General features: G+C 66.9%; 22 protein-coding genes, 3 tRNA genes and 2 pseudogenes. 9 read left to right on the top strand and 18 right to left on the bottom strand.

Annotated elements, in window-relative coordinates; translation table 11 throughout:
* The first annotated feature begins 722 nt into the window (after nucleotides 1–722).
* Entirely contained in the window at nucleotides 723–1,868 is a 1,146-nt protein-coding gene (locus tag K2M58_RS05750; RefSeq protein ID WP_220678647.1) for a pyridoxal-phosphate-dependent aminotransferase family protein, read from the top strand.
* Nucleotides 1,865–3,583 (top strand): phosphoglycerate dehydrogenase, encoded by a 1,719-nt coding sequence (gene serA, locus K2M58_RS05745; protein WP_220678646.1) that lies wholly within the window; start codon nucleotides 1,865–1,867, stop codon nucleotides 3,581–3,583. The genes K2M58_RS05750 and serA overlap by 4 nt, the downstream gene beginning before the upstream one ends.
* Nucleotides 3,584–3,812: 229 nt before the next feature.
* Here the strand turns inward: serA and K2M58_RS05740 are convergent, their stop codons facing one another.
* From K2M58_RS05740 to K2M58_RS05720, 6 genes and pseudogenes are all read right to left on the bottom strand, one after another.
* The gene (locus K2M58_RS05740) at nucleotides 3,813–4,265 is read right to left on the bottom strand and encodes a hypothetical protein (protein ID WP_220678645.1); all 453 of its coding nucleotides are present in this window, start codon (nucleotides 4,263–4,265) and stop codon (nucleotides 3,813–3,815) included.
* Between the two features lie 141 nt (nucleotides 4,266–4,406).
* On the bottom strand, nucleotides 4,407–4,856 hold the full coding sequence (gerQ, locus tag K2M58_RS05735; protein WP_220678817.1) for a spore coat protein GerQ: 450 nt from the start codon (nucleotides 4,854–4,856) through the stop codon (nucleotides 4,407–4,409).
* Between the two features lie 321 nt (nucleotides 4,857–5,177).
* Nucleotides 5,178–5,318: pseudogene (locus tag K2M58_RS12600) on the bottom strand (cell wall hydrolase); the annotation flags it as partial.
* 108 nt (nucleotides 5,319–5,426) lie between these two features.
* Nucleotides 5,427–6,212, bottom strand: coding sequence for an IS21-like element helper ATPase IstB (gene istB, locus K2M58_RS05730; protein WP_220676869.1), 786 nt, complete (start codon nucleotides 6,210–6,212; stop codon nucleotides 5,427–5,429).
* Nucleotides 6,209–7,486 carry an IS21 family transposase gene (gene istA, locus K2M58_RS05725; protein ID WP_252393391.1) on the bottom strand — a complete coding sequence of 426 codons (1,278 nt, stop codon included), beginning with the start codon at nucleotides 7,484–7,486 and terminating at the stop codon, nucleotides 6,209–6,211. The genes istB and istA overlap by 4 nt, the downstream gene beginning before the upstream one ends.
* 113 nt (nucleotides 7,487–7,599) lie before the next feature.
* Nucleotides 7,600–7,893, bottom strand: a pseudogene (locus tag K2M58_RS05720) (cell wall hydrolase); the annotation flags it as partial.
* Between the two features lie 191 nt (nucleotides 7,894–8,084).
* Here K2M58_RS05720 and K2M58_RS05715 point away from each other — a divergent pair.
* On the top strand, nucleotides 8,085–8,909 hold the full coding sequence (locus K2M58_RS05715; protein ID WP_220678643.1) for a class I SAM-dependent methyltransferase: 825 nt from the start codon (nucleotides 8,085–8,087) through the stop codon (nucleotides 8,907–8,909).
* Between the two features lie 257 nt (nucleotides 8,910–9,166).
* On the opposite strand, the gene K2M58_RS05710 is transcribed toward K2M58_RS05715, so the two are convergent.
* On the bottom strand, nucleotides 9,167–9,658 hold the full coding sequence (locus K2M58_RS05710) for a DUF2621 family protein (protein ID WP_220678642.1): 492 nt from the start codon (nucleotides 9,656–9,658) through the stop codon (nucleotides 9,167–9,169).
* Entirely contained in the window at nucleotides 9,655–11,628 is a 1,974-nt protein-coding gene (locus K2M58_RS05705) for a glycoside hydrolase family 13 protein (protein WP_252393550.1), read from the bottom strand. The genes K2M58_RS05710 and K2M58_RS05705 overlap by 4 nt, the downstream gene beginning before the upstream one ends.
* Before the next feature lie 188 nt (nucleotides 11,629–11,816).
* Between K2M58_RS05705 and gltX the strand changes: the two genes are divergently transcribed.
* From gltX to K2M58_RS05690, 3 genes are all read left to right on the top strand, one after another.
* Entirely contained in the window at nucleotides 11,817–13,340 is a 1,524-nt protein-coding gene (gene gltX, locus K2M58_RS05700) for a glutamate--tRNA ligase (RefSeq protein WP_220678641.1), read from the top strand.
* A gap of 159 nt (nucleotides 13,341–13,499) precedes the next feature.
* A tRNA-Gln gene (locus K2M58_RS05695) sits at nucleotides 13,500–13,573 on the top strand.
* 1 nt (nucleotide 13,574) lies between these two features.
* A tRNA-Glu gene (locus K2M58_RS05690) sits at nucleotides 13,575–13,650 on the top strand.
* Between the two features lie 57 nt (nucleotides 13,651–13,707).
* On the opposite strand, the gene K2M58_RS05685 is transcribed toward K2M58_RS05690, so the two are convergent.
* Both K2M58_RS05685 and K2M58_RS05680 read right to left on the bottom strand, forming a co-directional pair.
* A complete protein-coding gene (locus K2M58_RS05685) occupies nucleotides 13,708–14,130 on the bottom strand; it encodes an Asp23/Gls24 family envelope stress response protein (RefSeq protein ID WP_066202080.1) in 423 nt (140 codons plus the stop codon).
* Between the two features lie 159 nt (nucleotides 14,131–14,289).
* Nucleotides 14,290–14,571 carry an acylphosphatase gene (locus tag K2M58_RS05680; RefSeq protein ID WP_220678640.1) on the bottom strand — a complete coding sequence of 94 codons (282 nt, stop codon included), beginning with the start codon at nucleotides 14,569–14,571 and terminating at the stop codon, nucleotides 14,290–14,292.
* Between the two features lie 358 nt (nucleotides 14,572–14,929).
* Here K2M58_RS05680 and K2M58_RS05675 point away from each other — a divergent pair, with 358 nt between their 5' ends.
* Nucleotides 14,930–15,097, top strand: coding sequence for a hypothetical protein (locus K2M58_RS05675; protein WP_220678639.1), 168 nt, complete (start codon nucleotides 14,930–14,932; stop codon nucleotides 15,095–15,097).
* Nucleotides 15,098–15,370: 273 nt separating this feature from the next.
* Here K2M58_RS05675 and K2M58_RS05670 read toward each other — a convergent pair.
* From K2M58_RS05670 to K2M58_RS05640, 7 genes are all read right to left on the bottom strand, one after another.
* A tRNA-Leu gene (locus K2M58_RS05670) sits at nucleotides 15,371–15,456 on the bottom strand.
* Nucleotides 15,457–15,573: 117 nt separating this feature from the next.
* Nucleotides 15,574–16,017: a YugN family protein gene (locus K2M58_RS05665; RefSeq protein ID WP_220678638.1), complete on the bottom strand. Its 444-nt coding sequence runs from the start codon at nucleotides 16,015–16,017 to the stop codon at nucleotides 15,574–15,576.
* 89 nt (nucleotides 16,018–16,106) lie between these two features.
* Nucleotides 16,107–17,120, bottom strand: a complete 1,014-nt coding sequence (locus K2M58_RS05660; RefSeq protein ID WP_220678637.1) for an EamA family transporter — start codon at nucleotides 17,118–17,120, stop codon at nucleotides 16,107–16,109.
* A 2-nt stretch (nucleotides 17,121–17,122) separates the two neighbouring features.
* Nucleotides 17,123–18,349 (bottom strand): LTA synthase family protein, encoded by a 1,227-nt coding sequence (locus K2M58_RS05655; protein WP_220678636.1) that lies wholly within the window; start codon nucleotides 18,347–18,349, stop codon nucleotides 17,123–17,125.
* Nucleotides 18,346–18,966, bottom strand: coding sequence for an LTA synthase family protein (locus K2M58_RS05650; protein ID WP_220678635.1), 621 nt, complete (start codon nucleotides 18,964–18,966; stop codon nucleotides 18,346–18,348). Before K2M58_RS05650 ends, K2M58_RS05655 begins: the two co-directional genes overlap by 4 nt.
* Nucleotides 18,967–18,994: 28 nt before the next feature.
* Nucleotides 18,995–19,477, bottom strand: coding sequence for a hypothetical protein (locus tag K2M58_RS05645; protein ID WP_220678634.1), 483 nt, complete (start codon nucleotides 19,475–19,477; stop codon nucleotides 18,995–18,997).
* Between the two features lie 235 nt (nucleotides 19,478–19,712).
* A complete protein-coding gene (locus tag K2M58_RS05640; RefSeq protein ID WP_220678633.1) occupies nucleotides 19,713–19,943 on the bottom strand; it encodes a hypothetical protein in 231 nt (76 codons plus the stop codon).
* 185 nt (nucleotides 19,944–20,128) lie between these two features.
* Here K2M58_RS05640 and aceA point away from each other — a divergent pair, with 185 nt between their 5' ends.
* Nucleotides 20,129–21,409: an isocitrate lyase gene (gene aceA / locus K2M58_RS05635; protein ID WP_220678632.1), complete on the top strand. Its 1,281-nt coding sequence runs from the start codon at nucleotides 20,129–20,131 to the stop codon at nucleotides 21,407–21,409.
* A 184-nt stretch (nucleotides 21,410–21,593) separates the two neighbouring features.
* Here aceA and K2M58_RS05630 read toward each other — a convergent pair whose 3' ends face one another.
* Nucleotides 21,594–21,836 (bottom strand): hypothetical protein, encoded by a 243-nt coding sequence (locus K2M58_RS05630; protein WP_220678631.1) that lies wholly within the window; start codon nucleotides 21,834–21,836, stop codon nucleotides 21,594–21,596.
* Nucleotides 21,837–22,288: 452 nt separating this feature from the next.
* On the opposite strand from K2M58_RS05630, the gene K2M58_RS05625 reads away from it, so the two are divergent.
* On the top strand, nucleotides 22,289–22,972 hold the full coding sequence (locus tag K2M58_RS05625; protein ID WP_220678630.1) for an MgtC/SapB family protein: 684 nt from the start codon (nucleotides 22,289–22,291) through the stop codon (nucleotides 22,970–22,972).

Genomic DNA, 22,972 nt, shown 5'->3' with positions numbered 1-22,972 from the left:
GCCCGAGCGCCGCCTGCGGTCGGTTGCGCCGGAAGATCTCGCCTCCCTCCCCTCCGACCGTCTCCGAGCGGGTTTTACTTCAAATGTATATGCCGGCCGGCGGGCTTATGTCCGGCCCCCGCCGAGCAAACGAAAATGCCGGCCTTTTTCGGGCCGGCGTCTTTCATCGACCAAAGAGATGACGGGTAACCGGGGCTCTGAGAACGTCTTGACAGATGCATGCAAAATTCTTACCCTTGACAACGTCCCACCGCCGTGCTATGTTGATGGCAAAATTCATCGGCAAAAGGCGAGGAAGAAGAGGGGCGCGGCGCGAGGCCGCAGAGCGAGCCGGGGACGGTGGAAGCCCGGTCGGCGGCGCCGATGCCCGAGCGCTTCGGAGCCGGTCCCCGAACGCGCCGGCGGCGTGCGCCGGCGGCCAGTAGGCGGACAACGGGTCACCCGTTATCGTCGGCTGCAAGGCCACTGAGGCAGCCGCTTGCTCCGCACGGCGCGCGGCCCGAGCGGTTCAGGGCGGGCCGCCGGTCCGTCTTCGGAGCCGCCGGTCCGCCGTCGATTCGGCGGTCCGGGCGCGCCCGAACGCTTCAAGGCGACCCGGGCGCGGCGGGGCGGCGTCTGCGAAGAAGGGTGGTACCGCGAGGAACCTCTCGCCCCTTCCGGAAGGAAGGGGCGGGAGGTTTTTTGATTCTCCCGATTCGAAAGACACGGAGTGGAGGGATTCCATGCTGAAAGATCAGGCCTTTCTCCGCATTCCGGGCCCGACGCCGCTTCCGCCGAGCGTCGAGCGGGCGATGATCCGGCCGATGATCGGCCACCGGGACAAGGCGATGGACGCCCTCATCGCCGACCTCATCCCGCGCCTTCGACCCCTCTTCGGCACCTCCGGCGCCGTCTACCTCCTCGCCGGGAGCGGCACCCTCGCCCTCGAGACGGCCCTCGTCAACGTCACCGACGAAGGGGACAAGGTGCTCCACCTCATCTCCGGCGCCTTCGGCGAGCGCTTCTTCCGCATCGCCGAAGGCCACCGCCGACAGGCGATCCCCCACCACGTCCCGTGGGGCGAGGCCGTCGATCCCGACGACGTCCGGCGGCTGCTTCAGGCGCACCCCGACGTCCGGGCCGTCGTCGCCACCCACAGCGAGACGTCCACCGGCGTCCTGAACCCGATCGCCGACATCGCCCGCGTCGTCCGGGAACATTCCGACGCCCTCCTCGTCGTCGACGCCGTCTCCAGCCTGGGCGGCACACCGGTCGAGATGGACGTCTGGGGCGTCGACGCCGTCGCCACCGGATCGCAAAAGGCCCTCATGGCCCCGCCGGGTCTCGCCCTCGTCGCCCTCGGCGAACGGGCCCGGGCCGCGATGCACCGCATCCAAAGCTCCCGCTTTTACGCCGACCTCCGGCAGTACGAGGCATCCCTCGCCCAGTCCACCGTCCCCTTCACCCCGGCGGTGACGCTCCTCTTCGCCCTCGAGGCGTCCCTCGACCTCATCGAAGCGGAGGGCCTCGCCCACGTCTTCGCCCGGCACCGGAAGATGCGGGACATGACCCGGGCCGCCTTGAAGGCCCTCGGCGTGCCCCTCCTGGCCGCCGACGCCGTCGCCTCCCCGACGGTCACCGCCGTCCGGCCGACGCGCTTTACGCCAAAGGCCCTCCTTCAGGCGGTCCGGGACGAATTCGGCATCGTCTTCGCTTCCGGCCAGGGAAAGCTGAAAGACGAGATCTTCCGCATCGGGCACATGGGCTATATGTCCGAAGCGGACGTGCTCCAGTATATCGCCGCCCTCGAAGTGGCCGCGAAGCGCCTCGACCCCGAAAGCCCACTCGGCGCCGGCATCCGCGCCGCCCTGGAGGTGACCCTCGCATGACCGACCGACTTCTGGCCGGAAAGACGGCGACCGAGACCGCGACCGAACGGACCGCCGCCCCGGCACCGACGTCGCCGGCGGCGGGCGAACAGGCCGCCCCGTCCTTCCTCGCCGCCGGCGCCCGGGGCCCGTACGTCATCGCCGTCGCCGATCCTCTGTCCGACGACGGTCTCAAAGCCCTCCTCCACGCCGACGACGTCGAACTCCTCCGGGTCGACGGGGCCGACGAGGCCACCCGCCGGGAGGCGTTTGCCCGGGCGGATGCCCTCCTCGTCCGCTCCCAGACCAAAGTCACGCGGGAGCTCATCGCCGGCATGCCGAAGCTCAAGGTCATCGGCCGGGCCGGCGTCGGCGTCGACAACATCGACCTCGACGCCGCCACCGAGCGAGGCGTCATCGTCCTGAACGCCCCCTACGGCAACATGATCGCCGCCGCCGAGCACACCCTGGCGATGATGCTCGCCCTCGCCCGGCACATCCCCCGGGCGCACCAGTCCCTCGTGGCCGGACGCTGGGACCGGAAGGCCTTCCTCGGCTTCGAGCTCGCCGGAAAAACCCTCGGCATCGTCGGCCTCGGCCGCATCGGCCAGGAAGTCGCCAAGCGGGCCAAGGCGTTTGAGATGCGGGTCATCGCCTACGACCCCTACCTCACCGAAGAGCGGGCCCGGGCGCTTGCCGTCGAAAAAGTGAGCTTCGAGACGCTCCTCGCCGAGGCCGACATCATCACGCTGCACACCCCGCTGACGGACGAGACGCGAAACCTCATCAACGCCGCCGCCATCGCCCGGATGAAAGACGGCGTCCGCATCGTCAACTGCGCTCGGGGCGGCCTCATCGACGAACGGGCCCTCTACGACGCCCTCGTCTCCGGCAAGGTCGCCGGCGCCGCCCTCGACGTCTTCGCCGAAGAACCGCCGGCCGGGAATCCCCTCCTCGATCTCCCGAACGTCGTCGTCACGCCGCACCTCGGCGCGAGCACCGTCGAAGCCCAGGAACTCGTCGCCCGGGACGTCGCCCAGGAGGTGCTGAACGTCCTCCGGGGCCGGCCGTTTAAAAACAGCGTCAACTTCCCTGCCCTCGCCCCGGACGTCTACGCCCGCCTGAAAGACGACCTCACCCTCGCCGATGCCCTCGGCCGCTTCGTCGGTGCCCTCATCGAGCGGGCGCCGACCCGGCTCCGGATCACCTACGGCGGCGCCTTCGGTCCCGACGACGAAGCCGCTCTCACCCGGGCCGTCGTCCAGGGCTTTTTGAAGCGGCAGCTCGACATTCACGTCAACTTCGTCAACGCCCTCTTCCTCGCCAAGCAGCGGCGCCTCGCCGTCACCGCCGAGACGACCCCCCGGACCGAAGGGTTTGAAAAGCTCCTCACCGTCGAGGCGACCGACGAAACCGGGGCGAGCTTCTCGGCCGCCGGCACCGTCCTGAACGGCTTCGGCCCCCGCATCGTCAAGGTCGACGGCTTTTCCGTCGACGTCGTCCCCCGGGGTCCCATCCTCTACGTCCACCACCACGACCGCCCCGGCGTCATCGGCCGCGTCGGCACGCTCCTCGGCCGCCACGGCGTGAACATCGCCACGATGCAGGTCGGCCGGCGGGACGAAGGCGGCCGGGCGATCATGATGCTCACCGTCGACCACCCGCCGGGACCCGACGTCCTCGCCGACCTCGAGCGGCTCGACGACATCGACCGCGTCCGGGCGCTCACGCTGTAGCCGTTTTTCCGGACGGCCCTCCGGCATGCCGCTGCCCCCGGCCGTCGTTTCACCCGGGCGACGGGGCCGATCCCTCGACGCTCACGCTCTCGCCGCTTCACCGGACGGCGTTCCGGGATCCGGGCGGCGCCGTGCGGTCCGCTTTCGCCATGCGACGGCCCGCGCGGCGACCGGTGAACCAGCGGCCCGCAGGCGGCAGGACCGACCGGCGGACCGCACGGCGCCGGGCTTACGGCGAACGCTTGACGGTCCTAAGCCGCATCGCCGCTTCCGCCACCGTGAGGCCATGAAGCTCCGGCGCCCCGTAGCCTTCGAGGGCGATGAGCCGTCCGCCGATGACCGGATACAGCCCCTGCCAGCCGCCGACGAGGCGCCAGCCGCCGGCGGCGGAGTCGGACCGAAGAAAGAGGACGTACTCCCCCTCGGCGTACGGGCCGGGATAGGCGGCGTTCAGCGGATCGTCCACCGGGGGCGGCGGCTCGAGCCCCTCTTCGACGAGCAGCCACGGCGCCCGCCCGCGGCCGAGGATCGTCCGGCGGGGGCGAAACGCCTGCCAGAACCGGACGACTTTCCGGCCCTCCTTGTCTTCCCCCGTCGGGCGCCGGTCGACGACCGCTCCCATCGACGCGTGCACCGCCCACGCCGACGAAGCGACGAGCGCCTTCAGCGAAACTTCAGCCATCCCATCTCCGTCCCCCATCCGTCTCTTCTGACGCTTTATTCCCGCGGCAACCCAAGCGCCGTCTCTTCTCCCCCTTTTTCCCGGCGGTAACAAAAACGCGCGGCACGGCCGCGCGTTTTTGCATGCGTTCTCGGGCTCGCCTCACCCTTCCCGGGACTCTTCGAGGTACATCTGCACGTAAGGCGGCACCTTCGGCGCGATATAGGTGATCGGCTCATCGAAGACGACGTAGTCCAGGTTCACCATGAGAAGGAGATAGCGTTTCCCCGTCTCCGGGTCGCTCACGATGATGTGGTCCCGGCCGGCGGTCTGGATGACGCCTCGGATGACCATCGCGTTCCATTCGCGGTTATTCTCATACGTGAGATAAAACGTCGCCGTCTTTCCTTTGTTGTAGCGAAGGATGTTTTCCACGTACGACTGCTCGGCGATCATCTGCTCTTCCGTCATCGGCACCCCGGGAACGACGGCGCCGCTCGGAGGAAGCGGACCGTAGGCGGTCACCGGAGGCACGGCAGAACCCGCATAATATGGATAATAGGCATAAAACGGGTAAGTCGGATAGACCGTCGGCCAGGTCGCTTGCGGCATCGCCGCAGTGCCGGGCGTCCCGGCCGAAGGCGCCGGCGAAGGCCCCGCCGGAGCCGGCGCCCCCGATCCTTCCGTCCCTTTCGCTCCCGTCGTCCCCGTCCCTTTGGCCCCGGTTCCGGTGCCGGCGTACGTCTGCCCCCACATTCCGGAGAAAACCATCGGCTCCAGCGCTCCGAACGTCTCATTCCCCGCCGCAGGCCAAAGCGGCATCGCATCCCACATCCCGAACCTCGCGCTCCTTTCCCGTTTTATCGGTTTTTTTGGCGATGGCGGACCATCCGTCCGCTTTCGCTCGCCGGCGCCCCGCCGCGACCGCGTCCTTCATCCCCGGTAGACGCCCGGACAGGTCGACGCCGTCGGATGATAAAAGCAGTGGGACTTGTAGCGGCCGGCATTCCACTGCCGGAACCACTGCGGCGGACAGCCGCCGGTGTACGGCTTGAAAAACCAGAGGGCAAACGTGTCAATAGCGGATTAAAACTCCCCAAAAAAATCGCGTTCGATTCCCCACAAACAGCGGATTCAGTTCCCCAAAATCATCGCGCATCATTCCCCAGACGTATGTTCGATCTACGCGGTCACCTCCTCCTTCAGCGCATGGGTCACCCCGGCGCGCAGCTTGTCCTTCATCCGGTAGCTGTTGCCGCGGATGTTGATGGTGGTGGCGTGGTGCAGGAGCCGGTCGAGCAAGGCAGAGGCCAGCACCTGGTCACCGAAGAGTGTCCCCCAGTTGGTGAAGCTGGTGTTGGACGTGATGATCAGGGAGCCATGCTCGTAGCGCTCCGACACGAGCCGGAAGAAGTTCGCGGCGTCCAAGGCGTCAAGCGGCAAGTAGCCGACTTCGTCGCAGATCAGCAGCTTCGGCTGGGTGTAGATGCGCAGGCGCTTGTCCAGCCGTCCCTCTTGGTACGCCCGTCGCAAGTCAGCGACCAGCTTCTGCATGGTCACGAAGTAGACGCTCATGCGCTGTCGAATCGCCTCCATCCCCAGGGCCACCGCAAGGTGGGTCTTGCCCACCCCCGGCGGTCCCAGGAAGATGACGTTGCTGCCCTCCCGGATGAACGTCAAGCCGGCCAGTTCGCGTATTTGTCGCTCATCGACGGACGGCTGGAACGAGAAATCGAAATCTGCAAGGGTCTTGTGATACGGGAAGTTGGCCATGCGGAGTCTGGCGTGCATGTAACGGCTGTATCGCTCCTCCTGCTCAGCATCCAGCAGTCTGTGCAGGAACTCCGCATAGGTCGCCTGGTGCCCCGCTGCCCACTCCACGCACGCCGGCAGCACCGCCGCGGCGCGCTTCAATCCCAGCTCCAGCAGCTGCTCCTCGGCCTTGGCCAAAACCAACGCCTCACTCATTGCCCCTGACCTCCCATCGCGATCTGCTCATAGACGGACAGCTCCCGCTGCTCCACGTCCGGCCCGATTTGCAACCCTGGCACCTTGCCTCGATCCGGATGAGGCGTCCCAGCCGGGATGCCCTTGAAGTGCTCAGGGTCGGTTGAGACCTGGTGCCTGCCTGTGAGCACGCGGTGTTCGGCAATGACCTGCCCGCCGTACTCGATCTGCAGGCGGCCTGACTCAAACTCCCGGACCAGCACGGTGTGCCCCACATACCGCCATGGAACGGTGTACATGTTCGTGTTCCAGGAGATGCGACAATCGCTCATGACCTTGCGCATATCGGCGTACGCCAGCGTGTACCGGCTCTTAGGCAGGGGCTTAAGCGTCTCGGCCTGAAACCGCACCACCGGCTGCTCCCGCGTCGTGCCGTGGATGCGCACATTAGCCACCGTATCCCGCCAGATGGCACCTTGCCGGTTCAGGTCGTCATGGTCCACGAACGAAACCGGCCAGAAGCTGGACCGGATATACCCGATGGGCCGTTCAATCTTCCCTTTGGTGCGACTTCGGTAGGGCTTACAGGCCTTGGGCACGAATCCGTAGTACTTGGCGAAGTCCATGTACGCCGGCTGCCAGTCGACGTGTCCATGACCGTCGTTGGCCACGACCAGCGGGGAGCAGTTGTCGCTGAGCATGACCTTTGGAACCCCGCCGAAGAACTCCAGCGCGTTCCGGAGCGCCTGGAGGATATGCCGTTGGTCCGCCGCTCTGATAAACTCCAGGTAGAGCATGCGGGAGTAGGCGAGGACCATGGCAAAGCACCATACCTTGCGCCGATGGCCCTGCGGATCCAGGTAGGGGAATGCGCCCAGGTCGATTTGCGCTTGTTCCCCCGGAGCCGTCTCAAACCGCACGGTTGCCTTGGCAGAGACAACCGGGCGGAGAGGGTGCATGAACTCGCGCAGTACGGTAATTCCGCCGGTATATCCCTGCTCCCGGATCTCGCGAAAGATTCGCTCCGCATTGAGGACGCCGATACGCATGCGCTGCTCCACATAGGCCTTGTACGGCTCCAGCTTGTGGCCTTTCACCCTACGGCTGCGCGACTTCACCCTCCCCTCCTCCTGCTGCCTCGGCTCACTCACAGCCTTGCGGATGGTTTTGCGGTCATGGCCGTATCTTCTGGCCAGTTCCGAGATGCTGACGCCCTCCTCATACAGCTTCCTGATCTCCATCTTCTCACTCTCCCTCATCACCGGCACCTCCCCAAAAGTGATGGCAGGTGCCATAGTTCGACACAGGGGTGGGGAATTCATCCCGATGATTTTGAGGAAATCATGCCGGTGATTTTGGGGAATCTTTATCCGCTGCTATTGGGGATTTTACATCCGATGTTGACAAACGTCGCGGGATGAAACCGCTGCCCCCGCACGCACTTCCGGGCCAGGGCGATCTCGCTCGCCCGGGCGCGCTGGTAAAAATACCCTTTCCGCACCGCTTCAAAGCCGCCGGGGGACTGAAAGATCGCTTGCCTAAGCGTGCGGATGCCGCGGAAATCGAGGCAGTTCGCCCGGACGCGGTTGACGGCGACGTTGCCGACGAGGAGCATCCCGAGCTTGCCTTCAGACTCCGCTTCGGCGCGAATCAGCCGCGCAAGAAGCTGCAGTTCATCCCACGTCGCCCGAACGACCCCCACCGTTCCCTCCCCCTCTTCCGTCGCTCGGTACCACCGTATGACCGGGCGAGGGCGGCGGGAACTTGCCCACCCATCCGCCGGCGCCCATTTTCGGGCCCGCCGGACGCAAAAAAGCGCCGCGCCGCCTTCCGGCCCGCGCGCATATGCTGATCCGGCCCGACGCTTCGACTTCAAAAAAAGGACGGTGCCGGATGAACGAACGGATCGATTACCTGGAACTCATCGCCCGCCTCGGCATCGACGATGCGCACCCCGGCGGCCCCCTCGCCTCCGAGGCGATGCTTGCGGCGCTCGCCGACTCCGACCTTCGCCCCGGCGCCCGCATCCTGGAGGTCGGCGCCGGCGGAGGGCGAAGCACCGTCCGCCTTGTCGCCGCCGGTTACCGGGTGACGGCCGTCGAACGGGATTCCCGGCACGTCGCCCGGGCCCGGGCGCGGCTTCGCGCCTCCGGCCTTGACGCGGACGTCTTCGCGCATGATGCCGAAACGCTCCCGTTCCCTGAGGAGACGTTCGACGCCGTGTGGTCCGAGTCGGTCGCCCTGTTCGTCTCGGATCGGGCGCTCCGGGAGTGGCACCGCGTGCTCCGCTCCGGCGGCTTCGTCCTGGCCCGGGAGCTCGTCCTGAGCACCCCGTTTCCGCCGGCGCTGGAGGGGGAGTTTGTCGCCTTCTATCGCATCGCCCGGCCGTTTCGCGCAGACGACTGGGAGCAGGCCTTCCGGTCCGCCGGATTTTCCCAGCTCGACGTCCTCGACCGGCGCCCCCTCGACGGCTGGAGCAGACGGCCCGGTCCGGAGCGGCCACCGAGCCCCCGGCCGCCGGACGGCTTCTTTTCCCCGGACGGCCGCCTCGATCCGCAGGCGATCGCCCCTCTCACCCCCGATTTCTTCCCCGGAGATCCCCGGGCGCTTCTTCCGCTCCTTCAAGCCCTCCGCACCCACGAACGGCTCACCTGGACGGCACTGCCCCATCTGGACGCCGCCCTCTTTCGGGCGACGAAGGGCGCGTCCCGGACGTAAAGGCGATCGAGCGCTTCGGCTTACGGCGGTTCCCGAGGAGGACGGAGCGAAGGCGTACGACGGCCACCGCTTCCGGGCGCACGCAAAAAGGCCGGCGGTTTCAAAACCGCCGGCCTTTTTCGGATCCGGCGCCGCCCGGGCGTCTTTTCGCCGCGTCCCGGCACCGCCCGGTCTTGGTTCAATCCCCGGGCCGAACCATCATGTTGCCTTCCACCGCTGTCAACTCCCGCTTTTCCCTTCGCCGCCCCCGCTTCGCCTCACCCGCGGGTCCGGTCGCTCTGCTTTGACCGCGCCTTAAGCTCCGCCTTCGTCCACCGGCCGGACGGATCGAGGAGCGCCCGATACGGCGACGCATCGATGCCGAGCTCATGAAGCCGCCGGTGCAGATGCCGGTGATCCTGCCGGGGCGTCGCCCGGATGTAGCCCTCGACGATCGTGGCCGGATCGATCGACGAAAGACCGCGCTCCAGGGCGAGCTCGGCGATCTTCGCCGCGATCGCCTCCTTGGCCGCTGCCCGAAACAAAGAAGGCACCGGCGCCACGAGGGCATTGAGCAGTCGTTTCCCCTCGTCCGTCCAGAGAGGAAGGCTTTGCTCGATCAGCGCCCGACGCCGTTCAAGGACCGACGGACCGTCGACCCGGGGCATGGAGAAAAGAAACTTCCGGAACATGAAAAATCCGCCGATGCTCAAGAACACGACCATCAACGCCGACCAACCAATGACGAGCCACTGCACCCAGGCGCTCATCCGTCTCCCTCCCCCGGCCGGCGGCGACGGTGCCCGGACGGCGCCATCCGGTACACCCGCGCCTCGAAAGGCCCGAGCCGAAACGCCTCCGGCCGCTCGACCTCCCACGATCCCCGGCGGACGTCCGCGGCCGTCTGCTTTCCGTCCGGCCCGGCCGCCCCGACCGGCGCATCCCGTCGCCCTTCCCCGGCGAACGTCGACGGGCCGACCCCGTGACCCCCCCGTTCCGACGGCCGCTCTCCGGGCGCGCCGGTCTCCGGCCCGCCGGCGGCCTCGCCCCCGCCGACCCCGGCAAAGGCGGCCGCCTCTTTGTCCCCCCAAGCGGCGGGGATCGGCGTCGCCGGATCCCAGTACGCCGGCGGGCGGTGCCGGTTGTCCAGCACCCGGACCATCGGCCGGCCGGCGATCGGCCGCGGGAGGGCCCACGTCGTCGGCGCCGGTGACAAATTGAGCGCCACCAGCCACGGCCCCGCCTCGTCTTCCCGGAGAAAGGCGATGACCGCCGGATCGTCCGGGCAAAGCGGCACCAGCCGGCCGTAGACGAGGGCCGGCACCCGCTTCCGGAGGGCGATGAGGGCGCGGTAGAAATGGAGCACCGAATCCGGGTCGGCCCATGCCGCCTCGACGTTGATCTCCCGGTAATTCGGATTCACCCGAATCCACGGCGTCCCGGAGGTAAAGCCGGCGTTTTTTCCCGCCGACCACTGCATCGGCGTCCGGGCGTTGTCCCGGCTCATCCGGTGGATCGCCGCCATGAGCCTCTCCTCGGCGACGCCCCGCTCCCGCCCCTCCCGGTAAAAATTCAGCGTCTCGATGTCCCGGTAGTCGTCGATCGACGGGAAGCGGACGTTCGTCATGCCGATCTCCTCGCCCTGATAGACGAACGGCGTCCCCTTTTGCAAAAGGAGAAGCGCGGCCAGGAGCTTCGCCGCCGCCACCCGGTACTCCCCGTCGTCGCCGAAACGGGACACCGGCCGTGGCTGATCGTGGTTGCCGAGGTAAAGGGCCGGCCACGCCCGGCCTTCAAGCTTCGTCTGCCAGCGGAAGAGAACCCGCTTCCACCGGACGACGTCGAAGGGCGCCGGCTCCCACTTCGTCGCCCCGACGTCGACGGTCATGTGCTCGAAGGGGAAGATCATCCCCAGCGGGCCCCGCCCGAGGGCAGCGTACCGCCAGGCGTGCTCCGGCGTCACCCCCGGCGTCTCGCCGACGGTGAGGAGATCCGCTCCCTTCAGGACCGCCTCGTACATCTCCTCCAGAAAGCGAAACGCCTTCGGGTGGTTGATCACCCGCTCGAAACCGACCGCGTCCGCCTCGTCGTCGAGCTCCGGCTTGCCGATGGCGTTGATGACATCCATGCGGAAGCCGGCGACGCCCTTTTCCAGCCAGAAGCGCATCAGCCGGTAGACTTCCTGCCGCACCGCCGGCAAGTCCCAGTTGAGATCCGGCTGTTTTGGACTAAAAAGGTGCAGATAATACGCATCCCGCTCCGGTACGTACGTCCAGGCCGGGCCGCCGAAGACCGACCGCCAGCGGTTGGGGAGGCCGCCGTTTTTCCCCGGCCGCCAGATATAAAAATCCCGATACGGAACGATCCCCTGCCGGGAGGCGTAAAACCACGGATGCTCGTCGCTCGTATGATTGACGACAAGGTCGAGTACGAGACGGATCCCCCGGGCGTCCGCCTCCCGGACGAGCCGCTCAAAATCCGCCATCGTCCCGAACTGAGGATCGATCTCCCGATAATCGCTCACATCGTAGCCGTTATCGGCTCCCGGCGAACGGTAGATCGGGGACAGCCAGACGGCATCCACGCCGAGCGCCTGAAGATAATCGAGCTTCGCAATGATCCCCGCAAGATCGCCGACGCCGTCGCCGCTCACGTCGAAAAAGCTGCGCGGATAGATCTGGTAGACGATCGCCTCTTTCCACCATGCCCGCTCCGGGCGGGCCCTGCCTTCCATCGTCATCGCGCACGCCGCTCCCGTGTTTGGTGCTTTGGACCCCGTTGCGCTTTCCATTTTAATGGAGGGACTTTCGGGGCACAACCGCTTCCGGCGGCCGGGCCAAAACATGCAGCGGACAAACATGCTACAATAAAAAGGTGTGCCGGTCCGGGGAAGACCGGGATCACTCGATCGAGAAAGGAGCCGGTCCGTTGCACCGCTTATCCGATGCCGAATCCCGTCCCGTTCCGTCCGACGCGGCCGACGAGGCGGTCCGCGTCCGTTTTGCGCCCAGTCCGACCGGGGGACTGCACATCGGCGGGCTCAGGACGGCGCTTTTCAACTGGCTGTTTGCCCGCCGTCACGGCGGCAAAATCGTCCTCAGGATCGACGATACCGACCGGGAGCGCTCCAAAGAAGAACACCTCCGGAGCATCCTCGACGGCTTCCGCTGGCTCGGCGTCACGTTTGACGAAGGGGTGGAAGAAGGGGGCCCTTACGGGCCGTACCGCCAGTCCGAACGCCTCCCCCTCTACCGGGCCGCCCTGGAGCGCCTCGTCGCCGAAGGCAAAGCCTACCCGTGCTACTGCACCGCCGAGGAGCTGGAAGAAAGCCGGAAACGGCAGCTCGCCGAAGGGAAGACCCCCCGCTATCCCGGCACCTGCCGGAACCTCACCCCGGAAGAGCGGGTCGCCCGGGAAGCGAAAGGGCGAAAGCCCGTCTTTCGCCTGAAAGTCGATCTCGACCGCCCTGTCGTCGTCCACGACGTCATCCGGGGCGACGTCGTCTTCCCGCCGGATCAGCTCGACGACTTCGTCATCGTCAAAAGCGATGGCATGCCGACGTATCACTTCGCGAGCTGCGTCGACGACGCCGAGATGCGCATCACCCACATCATTCGGGCGGAAGAGCATCTCTCCAACACGCCCCGTCACGTCGTCCTGTTCCAGGCCCTCGGGGCGCCGGTGCCGACGTTTGCCCATGTGCCGATGATCCTCGCTCCGGATCGGACGAAGCTCTCGAAGCGCCACGGAGCGACGAGCGTCGAAGAATTCCGGGCCCTCGGCTTTTTGCCGGAAGCGATCGTCAACTACAGCCTGCTCCTCGGCTACACGCCGGAAGACGGGGGCGAACTCTTCCGCCTCGAGGAACTCGCCCCGACGTTTGATCTCGCCCGCATCGCCAAGCATCCGGCCGTCTACGACGTTGGCAAGCTCCGCTGGATGAACGCCCTCTACCTCCGGACGCTTCCGCTCGAGCGGGTCTACGCGTATGCCGAGCCGTTTTTCAAAGCCGCCGGGTATTTGCCGGAGGCGCCGGACGATGCGGCCAAAAAGACGGCCCTCGAACGGATCGAGGCCGTCCGGGAGCGGGTCGCGACGCTGGTCGAGCTCGTTGACGCCGTGAGCTACTTCTACCGCCCCGTCGAAGCCTACGACGAAAAAGGCGTCGCCAAGCACTTCAAAAACCCGGCGGAGGTCGCCGAGCGGCTCCGCCTCGCCGCCGAGCGTCTGGCCGCGGTCGAGCCGTGGACCCTCGAGACGACCGAGGCGGCCTACCGGGCCCTCATCGCGGAGCTCGGCATCTCCGGAGGCGCCCTGATCCATCCGACGCGCCTCGCTCTAAGCGGCCGAACCGTCGGACCGGGGCTTTTTCACATCATGGTCCTCCTCGGCAAAGCCGAAACGATCCGCCGCCTGGAAGCGGCGATCGACTGGCTGAAAGCGTGGGCGTAGGGCCCGCGCTTTTGGCCGCCTTTGGGGCCGCCTCATTTTGGACCGGATATGACATAATTTGCATCAATAAACCCCTTGACGTTGCGCCAGAATACGTGATAAGATTGGATTCGCTTGCGGCACGATGGAGACGATCCTCTGAGGCACAAGCGAAGGCATTGCGGGATGGTGCAATGGTAGCACGCCTGACTCTGGATCAGGTAGTCTAGGTTCGAATCCTAGTCCCGCAGCCACGGCCCCATCGTCTAGCGGCCTAGGACGCCGCGTTCTCAGCGCGGAAACCGGGGTTCGAGTCCCCGTGGGGTCACCATACATAACAAAAAGGGCGGCGCCTGCCGCCCTTTTTCGTTTGGGACGGAAGATCGCTCTACCGCACCCGCGGCGCCTTTTCCGGAACGACTTCGGCCTCCTGGGGCCGCTCTTCTTTCGGGAAGCTGATGTCGACGACGTGGACGTTCACCTCCACGACGGTGAGCCCGGTCATCATTTCGATCGCCCGCTTGACATTCCGCTGGATGTCCTCGGCGACCTGCCGAATGGCCCGCCCGTATTCGACGACGACGGAAACGTCCACCGCCGCCTCCCGTTCTCCCACTTCGACCTGAACCCCGCGGGACGGGTTCCGCTTGCGACCGAAGCGATCGACGAGCTCCTCCACGAAGCCGCTCGACATCCCGGCGACCCCTTCCACCTCCTGCGCCGCGAGGCCGGCGATGATGCCGACGACTTCCGGAGCGATGCGAATTTTCCCCAGCTCATTCGTCTCGTAAGCCGGAACCTGGTTTTCCAAGCGTACCCCTCCTTATCCCAGGTTGACTCTAGCGTACCGAAGCCGCTTCCGCCTGTCAAATGGGCCAGCGTCATCCCGGCCGACCTTCACCCGACCGGTCGGACGGCGATCCAAACAGCCGGGCCCGGATGCGGATCGCCGTCAGCGTCTTTGCACCTCCTAGCCGATGATGCGAAAGCCGGGCTTTTCCCCTTCCGGCGCGCCGTAGGTGACGTCGACCGCCTCGACGCGGGCGGCCGGCGGCCCCGAACGCCCCCAGGCGACGAGCGCCTCGACGGCATCCCGCGGTCCTTCGGCGACCGCTTCGACACGGCCGTCAGGATGGTTCCGCACCCAACCGTTTACGCCGAGGCGCTCCGCTTCCCGCTGCATCGAAAAACGAAAGCCCACGCCCTGAACGAGCCCGCGGATCCAGATGTGGGCCCGCACCCGATCCGACATCGTCTCCCCCCTCCGAGAACGCCGGTGCTGTCATTCATTATAGTACGCCGCGGGAAGGCTTGACTCCTTCAGGGGGCGGGACGAAAGCGGCGCTCGAACATTTGTTTGAATTTCGGTATCCTCGCCTTGGACTCAAAAAGGAATAGAAGACCCGGGAGACTTATTTTTGGGATGCCGTCGTCCGGAAGCGAACGCCCCTCGTCCGGTACCTCGAGGCGAAGGCAAAGCGGCTCGGGCTTTCGCGCCTCGCCTGGTTCGACGTCGAGGCGCCGCTTCCGGCCCGGAAGGCGACGATCCCCTTTACGAAGGGGCGGCCATCCTCGCGGAAGGGCCGTCGTTTCACCGCCGCTACCGGGCGTTGCTCCGGGACACCGGCCGCCTTCCGGTCGAGCGGCTGGCCCGGGCGCACCTCGGCGCCGATCTGACGCGGCCGAAGTTCTGGGAGCGGGCGGTGGAGGCGGCGGTCGCCGACGTCGATGCGTTTGTGCGAGAGACAGACGTCCTCCCGGCGGATGGGGAACGATGATCCGGACATTCGTCGCGCTTCCCGCCGGCGTCCGGCGGTTCGTCCGGTGCGAAGCGTTGCTCGGGCTCGATCCGGGGATCATTGGGCACCGAGCGGCCTCCTTACGCTCGTGATCGGGGGAAGCGCCATCCCGAATCGCTCTGGCCGTCGAACGATTCGGGCGCAAGCGGCGCTTCGTCACCGGCATCCTGAAGAAGGAAACGCCAAGCGGGAGCAAAAACAAATCCCCTAAAGCCTCGCCTAGCTCGGCTTTAGGGGATTTTATGTCCGTGGTGGTGCGGGTGAGAGGAGTCGAACCTCCACGGGGGTTGCCCACTAGATCCTGAATCTAGCGCGTCTGCCAATTCCGCCACACCCGCAGAACAGCTGTCAGACGACATACATCTTAACACCGCTCGCCCAAGTTGTCAACTGAAAAATTTGCGCTCATGCGATCGGAAATGGACGAAGATCGCCCCATCCGCCGGCGGCCGCCGTCAACCGGCGACCGGCGCTCCGGCGAGGGCCTCCCGGACCTTTTGCACGACCGCCTCCGCCGCCTCCCGCCACCGATCCTCGTCGATCGGGGCGTCGGGGTCTTTCGGCGGCTGGAACTGGTTCCACATCGCGCTCAAGCCCTGGGCGTCGAAAAACGGGTGGGCCGGCATCGGCCCGACGCCGTGTTGGAGCACATGCCGGAGCAAAAACGGCGTCCCGAAACGTACCCGGGCCTCCGGGGCGTCGAGTGCTCCGGCGACGACCGCGATCGGCAGGCGGATGTAATAGTCCGATTCTCCCACCCGGGCGAGCAGCCGATCGAGGTACCCGCCGTCGTACTCCCAGCCGCCGCCGAGCTCGAATCTGAGCGGTCGGAGACGCTTAAGCGCCTCGCCGAAGGTTATCTCCTTTCCCTCGATCCCTTCCCCGGAAAGGTGAAGCACGGCCGTCCCTCGCTTTCGTCAGACCGCGTTTTTGAGGCAATGCCATGATTAGCCTTCCCGAAGTCGGCGGCGCCCATCCATGCCGGGCCCTACCCAAGGGCCCTCTCTGCCGGCTCCCCCTCGCCGGCCGTGCCACCGTATGCGACGAGGGCCACGCCGGCGACGATCAGCGCCACCCCGGCGAGCTCCACCCCTCCGAGCGGCTCGCCGAGAACGATGGCCGCGGTGATCATCCCGACCGGAAGCTCCGCTGAGGAAAGGAGCGTCGTCGCCGCCCCGCCGATCCGTGGTGCCCCCCAGTTGAACAGAAGCGGCGGCAGGACCTGGCCGAAGAGGGCGAGCCAGAGGACGAGCCCGAACGCCGACGGTGGAGCCAGAAGCGGCGCCGACGGCTCCGTGAGGCGGAAAAAGGCGCTGACAACCAGCGCGCCGGTGACGACCATCACCAGCGAGCGGTCGACGACGTCATACGGCACCCGGATGCGGGCGGTGCCGAGGAGAAACGTCGTGTAGCTCCCGGCGGCCAAAAGGCCGAGCGCCATCCCCTGAAGATCGAGCGCCGACCAGTCGATCGACCACACCCGGAGGGCGAGCGCATCGCCGACGAAGATGAGGCCGACGGCGAGCGCCCGCCCTGCCGTGATGCGAACGCCGAAGAGGAGGCGTTCCAGGACAATCCCCATCCAGACGAACTGAAACAAAAGCACGAGCGCCACCTGCGCCGGAAGCGTCCGGAGGGCGCCGTAGTAGGCGAGGCTCACGCCGGCGAGGCCGGCGACGCCAAGGGCGGCGAGGCCGGCGATCGCCCGGCCCCTCCCTCCTCCGTCCGCCGGCTCCTCTTCCGGCCTAAAAGGCGTCGCCTTCTTCGCCTCTTCCCGAATGCCCCGGCGAGCGACGAAGGGCCGGCGGTCGAACGAGGGTCGACGGTCGAAAAAAAGCCGTCGGCCGACGCGAACGACCGTAAGCAGCACCGCCGCCCAGAACAGCTGACCGAACGTCACTTCGGCAAACGAAAGCCCCGCATCATACGCCCGCTTGACCGCCGGCGCCAGCGTCCCGTACATGGACGCCGCGAGCAGGACGGCCAAGGCCCCCATGCGCATCCTCACGGCTCCCTCCCTTCGCCCCGATCGCCTCCGGCTCCGGCCCCTTCCTCGATCATCCGCTCGACGTACCGGGTCAGATGGATGAGATCCGCCACCCGAAGCGCCTCTTCGGCCCAGGCCGGAAGCGCCGGCCGAATTCCGTTGGGATCGATGAACGCCGGCTCGGCGTAGTCGCCGCCGGGAAGGACGGCATAGGACGGCGTCCGGACGAGCAGGCTCCGGCCCATCGCCTGACCGGCCCACGCCGAGGACGGAAGGCCGAGCAGGTTCGAGAGCGTCGGCGCGATGTCCACCTCTCCGCCGATCGTCGCCATCGTCTCCCCGGCAAGCCGCGGATGATAGATCAGAAAAGGCACCGGCTGATACGTCCGCACCCACGCCTCAAAGTCGATCGGCCCGCCGAACGCCGCCTCGAGCGCGTCCCGATCTTTGTGCCAGAGCAGTCCGTCGTGGTCGCCGTAGAGGGCGATCAGCGTTCGCTCGGCGAGCCCCGCCTGATTGAGCGCCGCGATGAACTCCCCGAGCGCCCGGTCGACGTAGTGGATGCTTTCGAGGTAGCGGCCGACGATCGTCCCGTCGAGCTCCGGCGGAAGCGGAAGCGTCCGCTCTTCTTCCGGAAGCTCAAAGGGCAGGTGGCTCGAGAGGGTGATCACAAACGCATAAAACGGCTCAGGCGTCCGGGAGAGCCGCTCCGCTGTCTGGCGAAAGAGCGACCGGTCCGAAAGCCCCATGCCGATGATCTCGTCCGCTTCCAGATGCTCCAGCGACACAAACGGCTCGAGCCCGAGCCCCGGATACATCTTCGCCCGGTTCCAATAGGACGCCCGGTCCCCGTGGACCGCCAGCACCGCGTACCCCTGCGCCCGGAGCTTCTTCGCCAGCGATGGGTATGCCGTACCGGCAAACCGGTAAAAGGCCGCTCCCCGGGCCGCCGGATAGAGGGACGTCTGCGACAGAAGTTCCGCATCGGAGCTGTTCCCTTCGATCGTCTGCGGATAAAAATACGGAAAATAAAGCGCGTGCTCCCGCAGGCGCCGCAGGTTCGGCGTTACCGGAATCCCATCGATGTCAAGGTCAAGCACAAAGTTTTGCAGTGACTCTACCTGAATGAGGACGAGGTTCATCCCCTGCGCCCAGCCGTGCCACGGGTTTTCAAACGAGTCCCGGAGCTCCGGATCGTGCCCCCGGAACCAGGCCGCAATCTCCTCGAGCGCTTGCGGATTCACCGCCGCTTCGCCGTCCCGGAGGATCGCCAACGCGTCGACGACGTGGTGGCCGAGGGGTCCGTACCGCTGAACGGCTCCCCGGCCGACCGCCGGCCGGGGCTCCCCGCCGGAGGAGGCCGCCGGCGCTTCGGCGGGCGCCGTGTGGACGGCCGTAAGGGCCCAGATCCCCCCACCGCCGCCGCCGCGACGAGGCCGAAGAAAACGGCCCGCAAGGCCGGAATCGACGGCTTCGGCCGGCGGCACGACCGCCGGGCGAAGACGTACGCCGCCGGGACGTCGGCCCAGACGACCCACTCCCGCCACGACCAGAGGGACTCGAGGCTCCCGCCGAGGCCGCCCAAATTGTTCACCTGAAGCAGGGCGTAGATCGACATCGGACGGCCGAAATAGCGAAAGTACAGAAGGTCGGCGAACAGCAGCGCCGAGACGGCGACGTTCATGCCAAAGCGGACCCACGGCTGCCGTTCCGGGCGGAAAACACCCGGCAACAGGCCGAGCGCCAGAGCCGCCACCAGGGACCAGAATGCGCCGGCGGCGGTCACGCCGCCGCCCATGATCGCCCCGGCGTAGACGAGTTTGATCCCGAGGGCGACCGGCCAGAGGATCTCCCCTGCCATCGGCTCTCCTCTCCCTTCCCCCTTCCGTTTATATCACAAAATGCAGCTTTTCCCAAGCCCGATAGGCGGCGCTCAGCGCCAACGCCGCGCCTCCGACCGGCGCCGCCCGGAGCGTCACGCCGGGGAGCGCCACCGCCCGGGGCCGATCCGGCCGGGGATAGCCGAGCGCCCGAAGGAGGGCCGGGACGGCCGGACGGGACGCCCGGGGCGCCAGCGCCCGAAGGAAAGCCGCCGCCGCGACGACGGCTTCGAGCCCGTCCGGCTTCGGCCAGACGAGGACGGCCGCCCAGAGCCCGCCGTCAAACCGCTCCGGCCCCCCCAGGCGCCCCCACAACAATGCCCCCGGCGGCGCTTCATCCGGGAACAGAAGGACGTCCCCTTCCGGCGTCCCGAGCCCTTCCCAGCGGCGGATGCGGTAGGCCGGCCGGAGTCCGCCGACGGCGGCGTTCCAGCCGACGATGAGCTCCCGAAGGCTCGGCCTGAGCCACCCTTCCGCCCTTTTCATCAGCACCGTTTCGCCCCCCGATCGCCGGATTTTCCGGTTTCATCCAGTATCGACCGGCGGGGCCCCGTCCAAACGTCCCATCCGAACCGCCGCCGGCAAAGCGGCGGAGGAAGACGAAGCGACCGTCAACCGAGCGGCGGCCGCAAAACAAAACGGCCGCCTCTCGGCCGTCGGATGTCGGATGAAAAGGTCCTTTTGAATTGGGAGCGGGCGAACGGCACGCCGCTTCCGCCCCTCCGGGTCACGGGGTCTCCCAGCCCTCTTTTTTCCAGTACGCCTGCATCGCCGAAAGGTCAAATTCCGCCTCGGCGGTGCGGATCTTCTCCGGCTTAAACCGCTTGTAGAGCCAGTCGAGATAAGCCTTCCGCATCGCGAGCTTGATCGTCGTAAACCGCTGCTCGAACGCTTCGCCCAGGCCGGGGCGATCCCCGAAACCGCGGAAGCGGTAGACGACTTGGCTCACGACCGTCATCATCTCCACCTTGAGGATTGGCGCCATTTTAGCACAAACGCCCGGCCAGGGCAATTCCAATTTTTGCGCTGCCATTTTTATAAAACGCCGTTTCAAAATGGATTGACATCGGCGGCGACTGTCGTATAATAGTGGTGTAGCGGTTGGTTTATTGTATAACAGAATCCGCAGAAAGGGAGAGGACCATGCCGACGAAACCGGAGCGCGCCGCCGCCCTCCGCCGCGACTGGGAACAAAATCCCCGCTGGCAGGGCATCCGCCGGGATTACTCGGCGGACGACGTCGTCAACCTGCAGGGGACGCTGGCCATCGAGTACACCCTCGCCCGGCGCGGCGCCGAACGCTTCTGGCGGGACTTAAACGACCCGAACGGCTTCATCCGTGCCCTCGGGGCCCTCACCGGCGGCCAGGCGGTTCAGATGGTCAAAGCCGGCCTCAAGGCGATCTACGTGAGCGGCTGGCAGGTCGCCGCCGACGCCAACCTCGCCGGCGAGACGTACCCCGACCAGAGCCTGTATCCGGCCAACAGCGTCCCGGCCCTCGTCCGGCGGATCAACCGGGCGCTCAAACGGGCGGACGAAATCCACGCCCTCGAAGGGAAGACCGACATCGACTGGTTCGTGCCGATCGTCGCCGACGCCGAGGCCGGCTTCGGCGGACCGCTGAACGTCTTTGAGTTGACGAAGGCGATGATCGAAGCCGGCGCCGCGGCGATCCACCTCGAGGACCAGCTGTCGGCGGAGAAAAAATGCGGCCACATGGGCGGGAAGGTGCTCCTCCCGACGTCGCTCGCGATCCGGAACCTCACCGCCGCCCGCCTCGCCGCCGACGTCCTCGGCGTCCCGACGGTCATCATCGCCCGGACCGACGCCCTGGGCGCCACGCTCCTTCAGTCGGACGTCGATCCCCGGGATCGGAAGTTCCTCACCGGCGAGCGGACGCCGGAAGGCTACTTCGTCGTCAAGGCCGGACTCGAACAGGCGATCGAACGGGCCCTCGCCTACGCCCCGTACGCCGACCTCCTCTGGTTCGAGACGAGCGAGCCGAACCTCGAAGAAGCGCGGGCGTTTGCCGAGGCGATCCACGCCAAATATCCCGGCAAGCTCCTCGCCTACAACTGCTCGCCGTCGTTCAACTGGAAAAAGAAGCTCGACGACCGGACGATCGCCACGTTCCAGGAACAGCTCGCCGAGATGGGCTACAAGTTCCAGTTCGTCACTCTGGCCGGGTTCCACGCGCTCAACCACAGCATGTTCGAACTCGCCCGGGACTACCGGGATCGGGGGATGGCCGCCTACGCCGAACTTCAGGAACGGGAGTTTGCCAGCGAGGCGTACGGCTACACCGCGACGCGACACCAGCGGGAAGTCGGCGCCGGCTACTTCGACCAGGTCTCCCTCGTCATCTCCGGCGGCCTTTCGTCGACGCTCGCCCTCGTCGGCTCGACGGAAGAAGAACAGTTCTGAGCAGCGCTCCGGATCCTTGCTCTCCCCGAGTTCGGTCTCCCCGAGATCGAAAACCGGCCGCCCCGATCGGGGCGGCCGGTCGGCGTTTTCGGCGCGCTTACGCTTCCACGGCCTGTCGCTTCCGCGCCCTTACGCTTTCCTCCCCGGCGTCGGTCTCCTCTTTCGGCGCATCCCGTCGGTCCCATCACTCGGCGCTTTTCTCGCCCGTCCAGAGGGGAAGGTTGCGAAAGAGGGCGATGGCGCCGGAGACAAAGTAAAAGAGCGATGCCAGCAGGGCGAGGAAGGCGATCAACACCTCGTCATCGACGCCCGCCGTGACGTCCTCGACGGCCCCCGCCTCCATCGGATCGCGTCCGCGCTCCCGTTTGACCCGCCGCGTCCGCTTCCCTCCCGCCGGCCGAACGCCGCCCGCTTTTGGCCGCTCCATCGTCTCTTCCCCTCCCCCGATCCACCGGTCCCCGATCCGACCGCCGCCGGCTCACGGGCGTCCTCCCGGCCGCCCTCCGTTTTCGGGCCAGCACCCGTCGGAAAGAGAGGACGGCGACCATGAGGCCGGTGCTCGAGCCGAGGAAAAGAAAAATCGCTCCCAGCCCGGCGAGCCAGCGATCGGCCCGGGATCGTTCCACGTCGCCGCCTCCTTTCCGACGCGAGCTGAGCGCCGACGCGCGCGCTTCCGGCCCGAACAAAACGGTGACCCCATCCCCTTCCGACACCGGTGCGACGGTGGCGCGCGTGTCCTTCCGACGCTCGCATCGTCCTACATTGCGACGTCCTCTCTCCTCAAGGTATGCCCGTCTGAGCGGCGGCGGATGGACGCCGGGCCTTGGGCCGGGCGGGGGCGGTGTGGTATGATGGGCGCGATCGGAAGGAGGCCGGTGCATGGAGGCGTGGTTGTTCATCGAGCGACTCCTCGTCGCCGCCGTCCTCGGCGGACTCATCGGCTGGGAACGGGGACAGCGACACAAACAGGCGGGGCTCAAAACCCACCTGTTCGTCGCCGTCGGCTCGGCCCTCATCACCGTGACGTCGATCTACGGCTTTCGCCCCTACATGAGCCCGGATACGCCGTACGACCCGACGCGCATCCCGGCGCAGATCGTGAGCGGCATCGGTTTTCTCGGCGCCGGGGCGATCCTCCGCCGTTCGGATTGGACGGTTCAGGGGCTCACGACCGCCGCCACCCTCTGGGTCGTCGCGGCGATCGGGATCGCCGCCGGGAGCGGATTTTACCTGCCGGCGGCGGCGGCGACGGCGATCGTCCTCGCCAGCACGCTCTTTCTGCCGCGGGTCGAGGACCGGTTTTTCGGCAAAAAGGCGCACACTCTCGCCATCGTCGTCGAAGACCGGCCAGGGCGCCTCGGCGCCATCACCGCCGCCCTCGGGGCGCTCCAGGTTGACATCGTTCAGGTGAACCTCCGCCCCGGCGAAGAAGGCCCCGACGGGCGGCCTGGGGACGTCGCCGTCGAACTCGCCGTGGTCCTTCCGCCCCGGCGCACGCCCCTCGACGTCGTCGCCGCCTTGAAGGGCATCGCCGGCGTCCGGTCGATCGACTGGGAGCCCTAG

The sequence above is a fragment of the Hydrogenibacillus sp. N12 genome, assembly GCF_019645935.1.
Taxonomy (GTDB): Bacteria; Bacillota; Bacilli; order Thermicanales; family DSM-22653; genus Hydrogenibacillus; species Hydrogenibacillus schlegelii.
This window is presented reverse-complemented; position numbering and strand designations above follow the sequence as displayed.

Coding starts and splice junctions, on each gene's coding strand:
- K2M58_RS05750 (WP_220678647.1), top strand. CDS start 723: ATGCTGAAAGATCAGGCCTTTCTCCGCATTCCGGGCCCGACGCCGCTT.
- serA (WP_220678646.1), top strand. CDS start 1,865: ATGACCGACCGACTTCTGGCCGGAAAGACGGCGACCGAGACCGCGACC.
- K2M58_RS05740 (WP_220678645.1), bottom strand. CDS start 4,265: ATGGCTGAAGTTTCGCTGAAGGCGCTCGTCGCTTCGTCGGCGTGGGCG.
- gerQ (WP_220678817.1), bottom strand. CDS start 4,856: ATGCCGCAAGCGACCTGGCCGACGGTCTATCCGACTTACCCGTTTTAT.
- istB (WP_220676869.1), bottom strand. CDS start 6,212: ATGAGTGAGGCGTTGGTTTTGGCCAAGGCCGAGGAGCAGCTGCTGGAG.
- istA (WP_252393391.1), bottom strand. CDS start 7,486: ATGGCACCTGCCATCACTTTTGGGGAGGTGCCGGTGATGAGGGAGAGT.
- K2M58_RS05715 (WP_220678643.1), top strand. CDS start 8,085: ATGAACGAACGGATCGATTACCTGGAACTCATCGCCCGCCTCGGCATC.
- K2M58_RS05710 (WP_220678642.1), bottom strand. CDS start 9,658: ATGAGCGCCTGGGTGCAGTGGCTCGTCATTGGTTGGTCGGCGTTGATG.
- K2M58_RS05705 (WP_252393550.1), bottom strand. CDS start 11,628: ATGACGATGGAAGGCAGGGCCCGCCCGGAGCGGGCATGGTGGAAAGAG.
- K2M58_RS05680 (WP_220678640.1), bottom strand. CDS start 14,571: ATGTCGGATCGGGTGCGGGCCCACATCTGGATCCGCGGGCTCGTTCAG.
- K2M58_RS05660 (WP_220678637.1), bottom strand. CDS start 17,120: ATGCGCATGGGGGCCTTGGCCGTCCTGCTCGCGGCGTCCATGTACGGG.
- K2M58_RS05650 (WP_220678635.1), bottom strand. CDS start 18,966: ATGGCAGGGGAGATCCTCTGGCCGGTCGCCCTCGGGATCAAACTCGTC.
- K2M58_RS05640 (WP_220678633.1), bottom strand. CDS start 19,943: ATGACGGTCGTGAGCCAAGTCGTCTACCGCTTCCGCGGTTTCGGGGAT.
- aceA (WP_220678632.1), top strand. CDS start 20,129: ATGCCGACGAAACCGGAGCGCGCCGCCGCCCTCCGCCGCGACTGGGAA.
- K2M58_RS05630 (WP_220678631.1), bottom strand. CDS start 21,836: ATGGAGCGGCCAAAAGCGGGCGGCGTTCGGCCGGCGGGAGGGAAGCGG.
- K2M58_RS05625 (WP_220678630.1), top strand. CDS start 22,289: ATGGAGGCGTGGTTGTTCATCGAGCGACTCCTCGTCGCCGCCGTCCTC.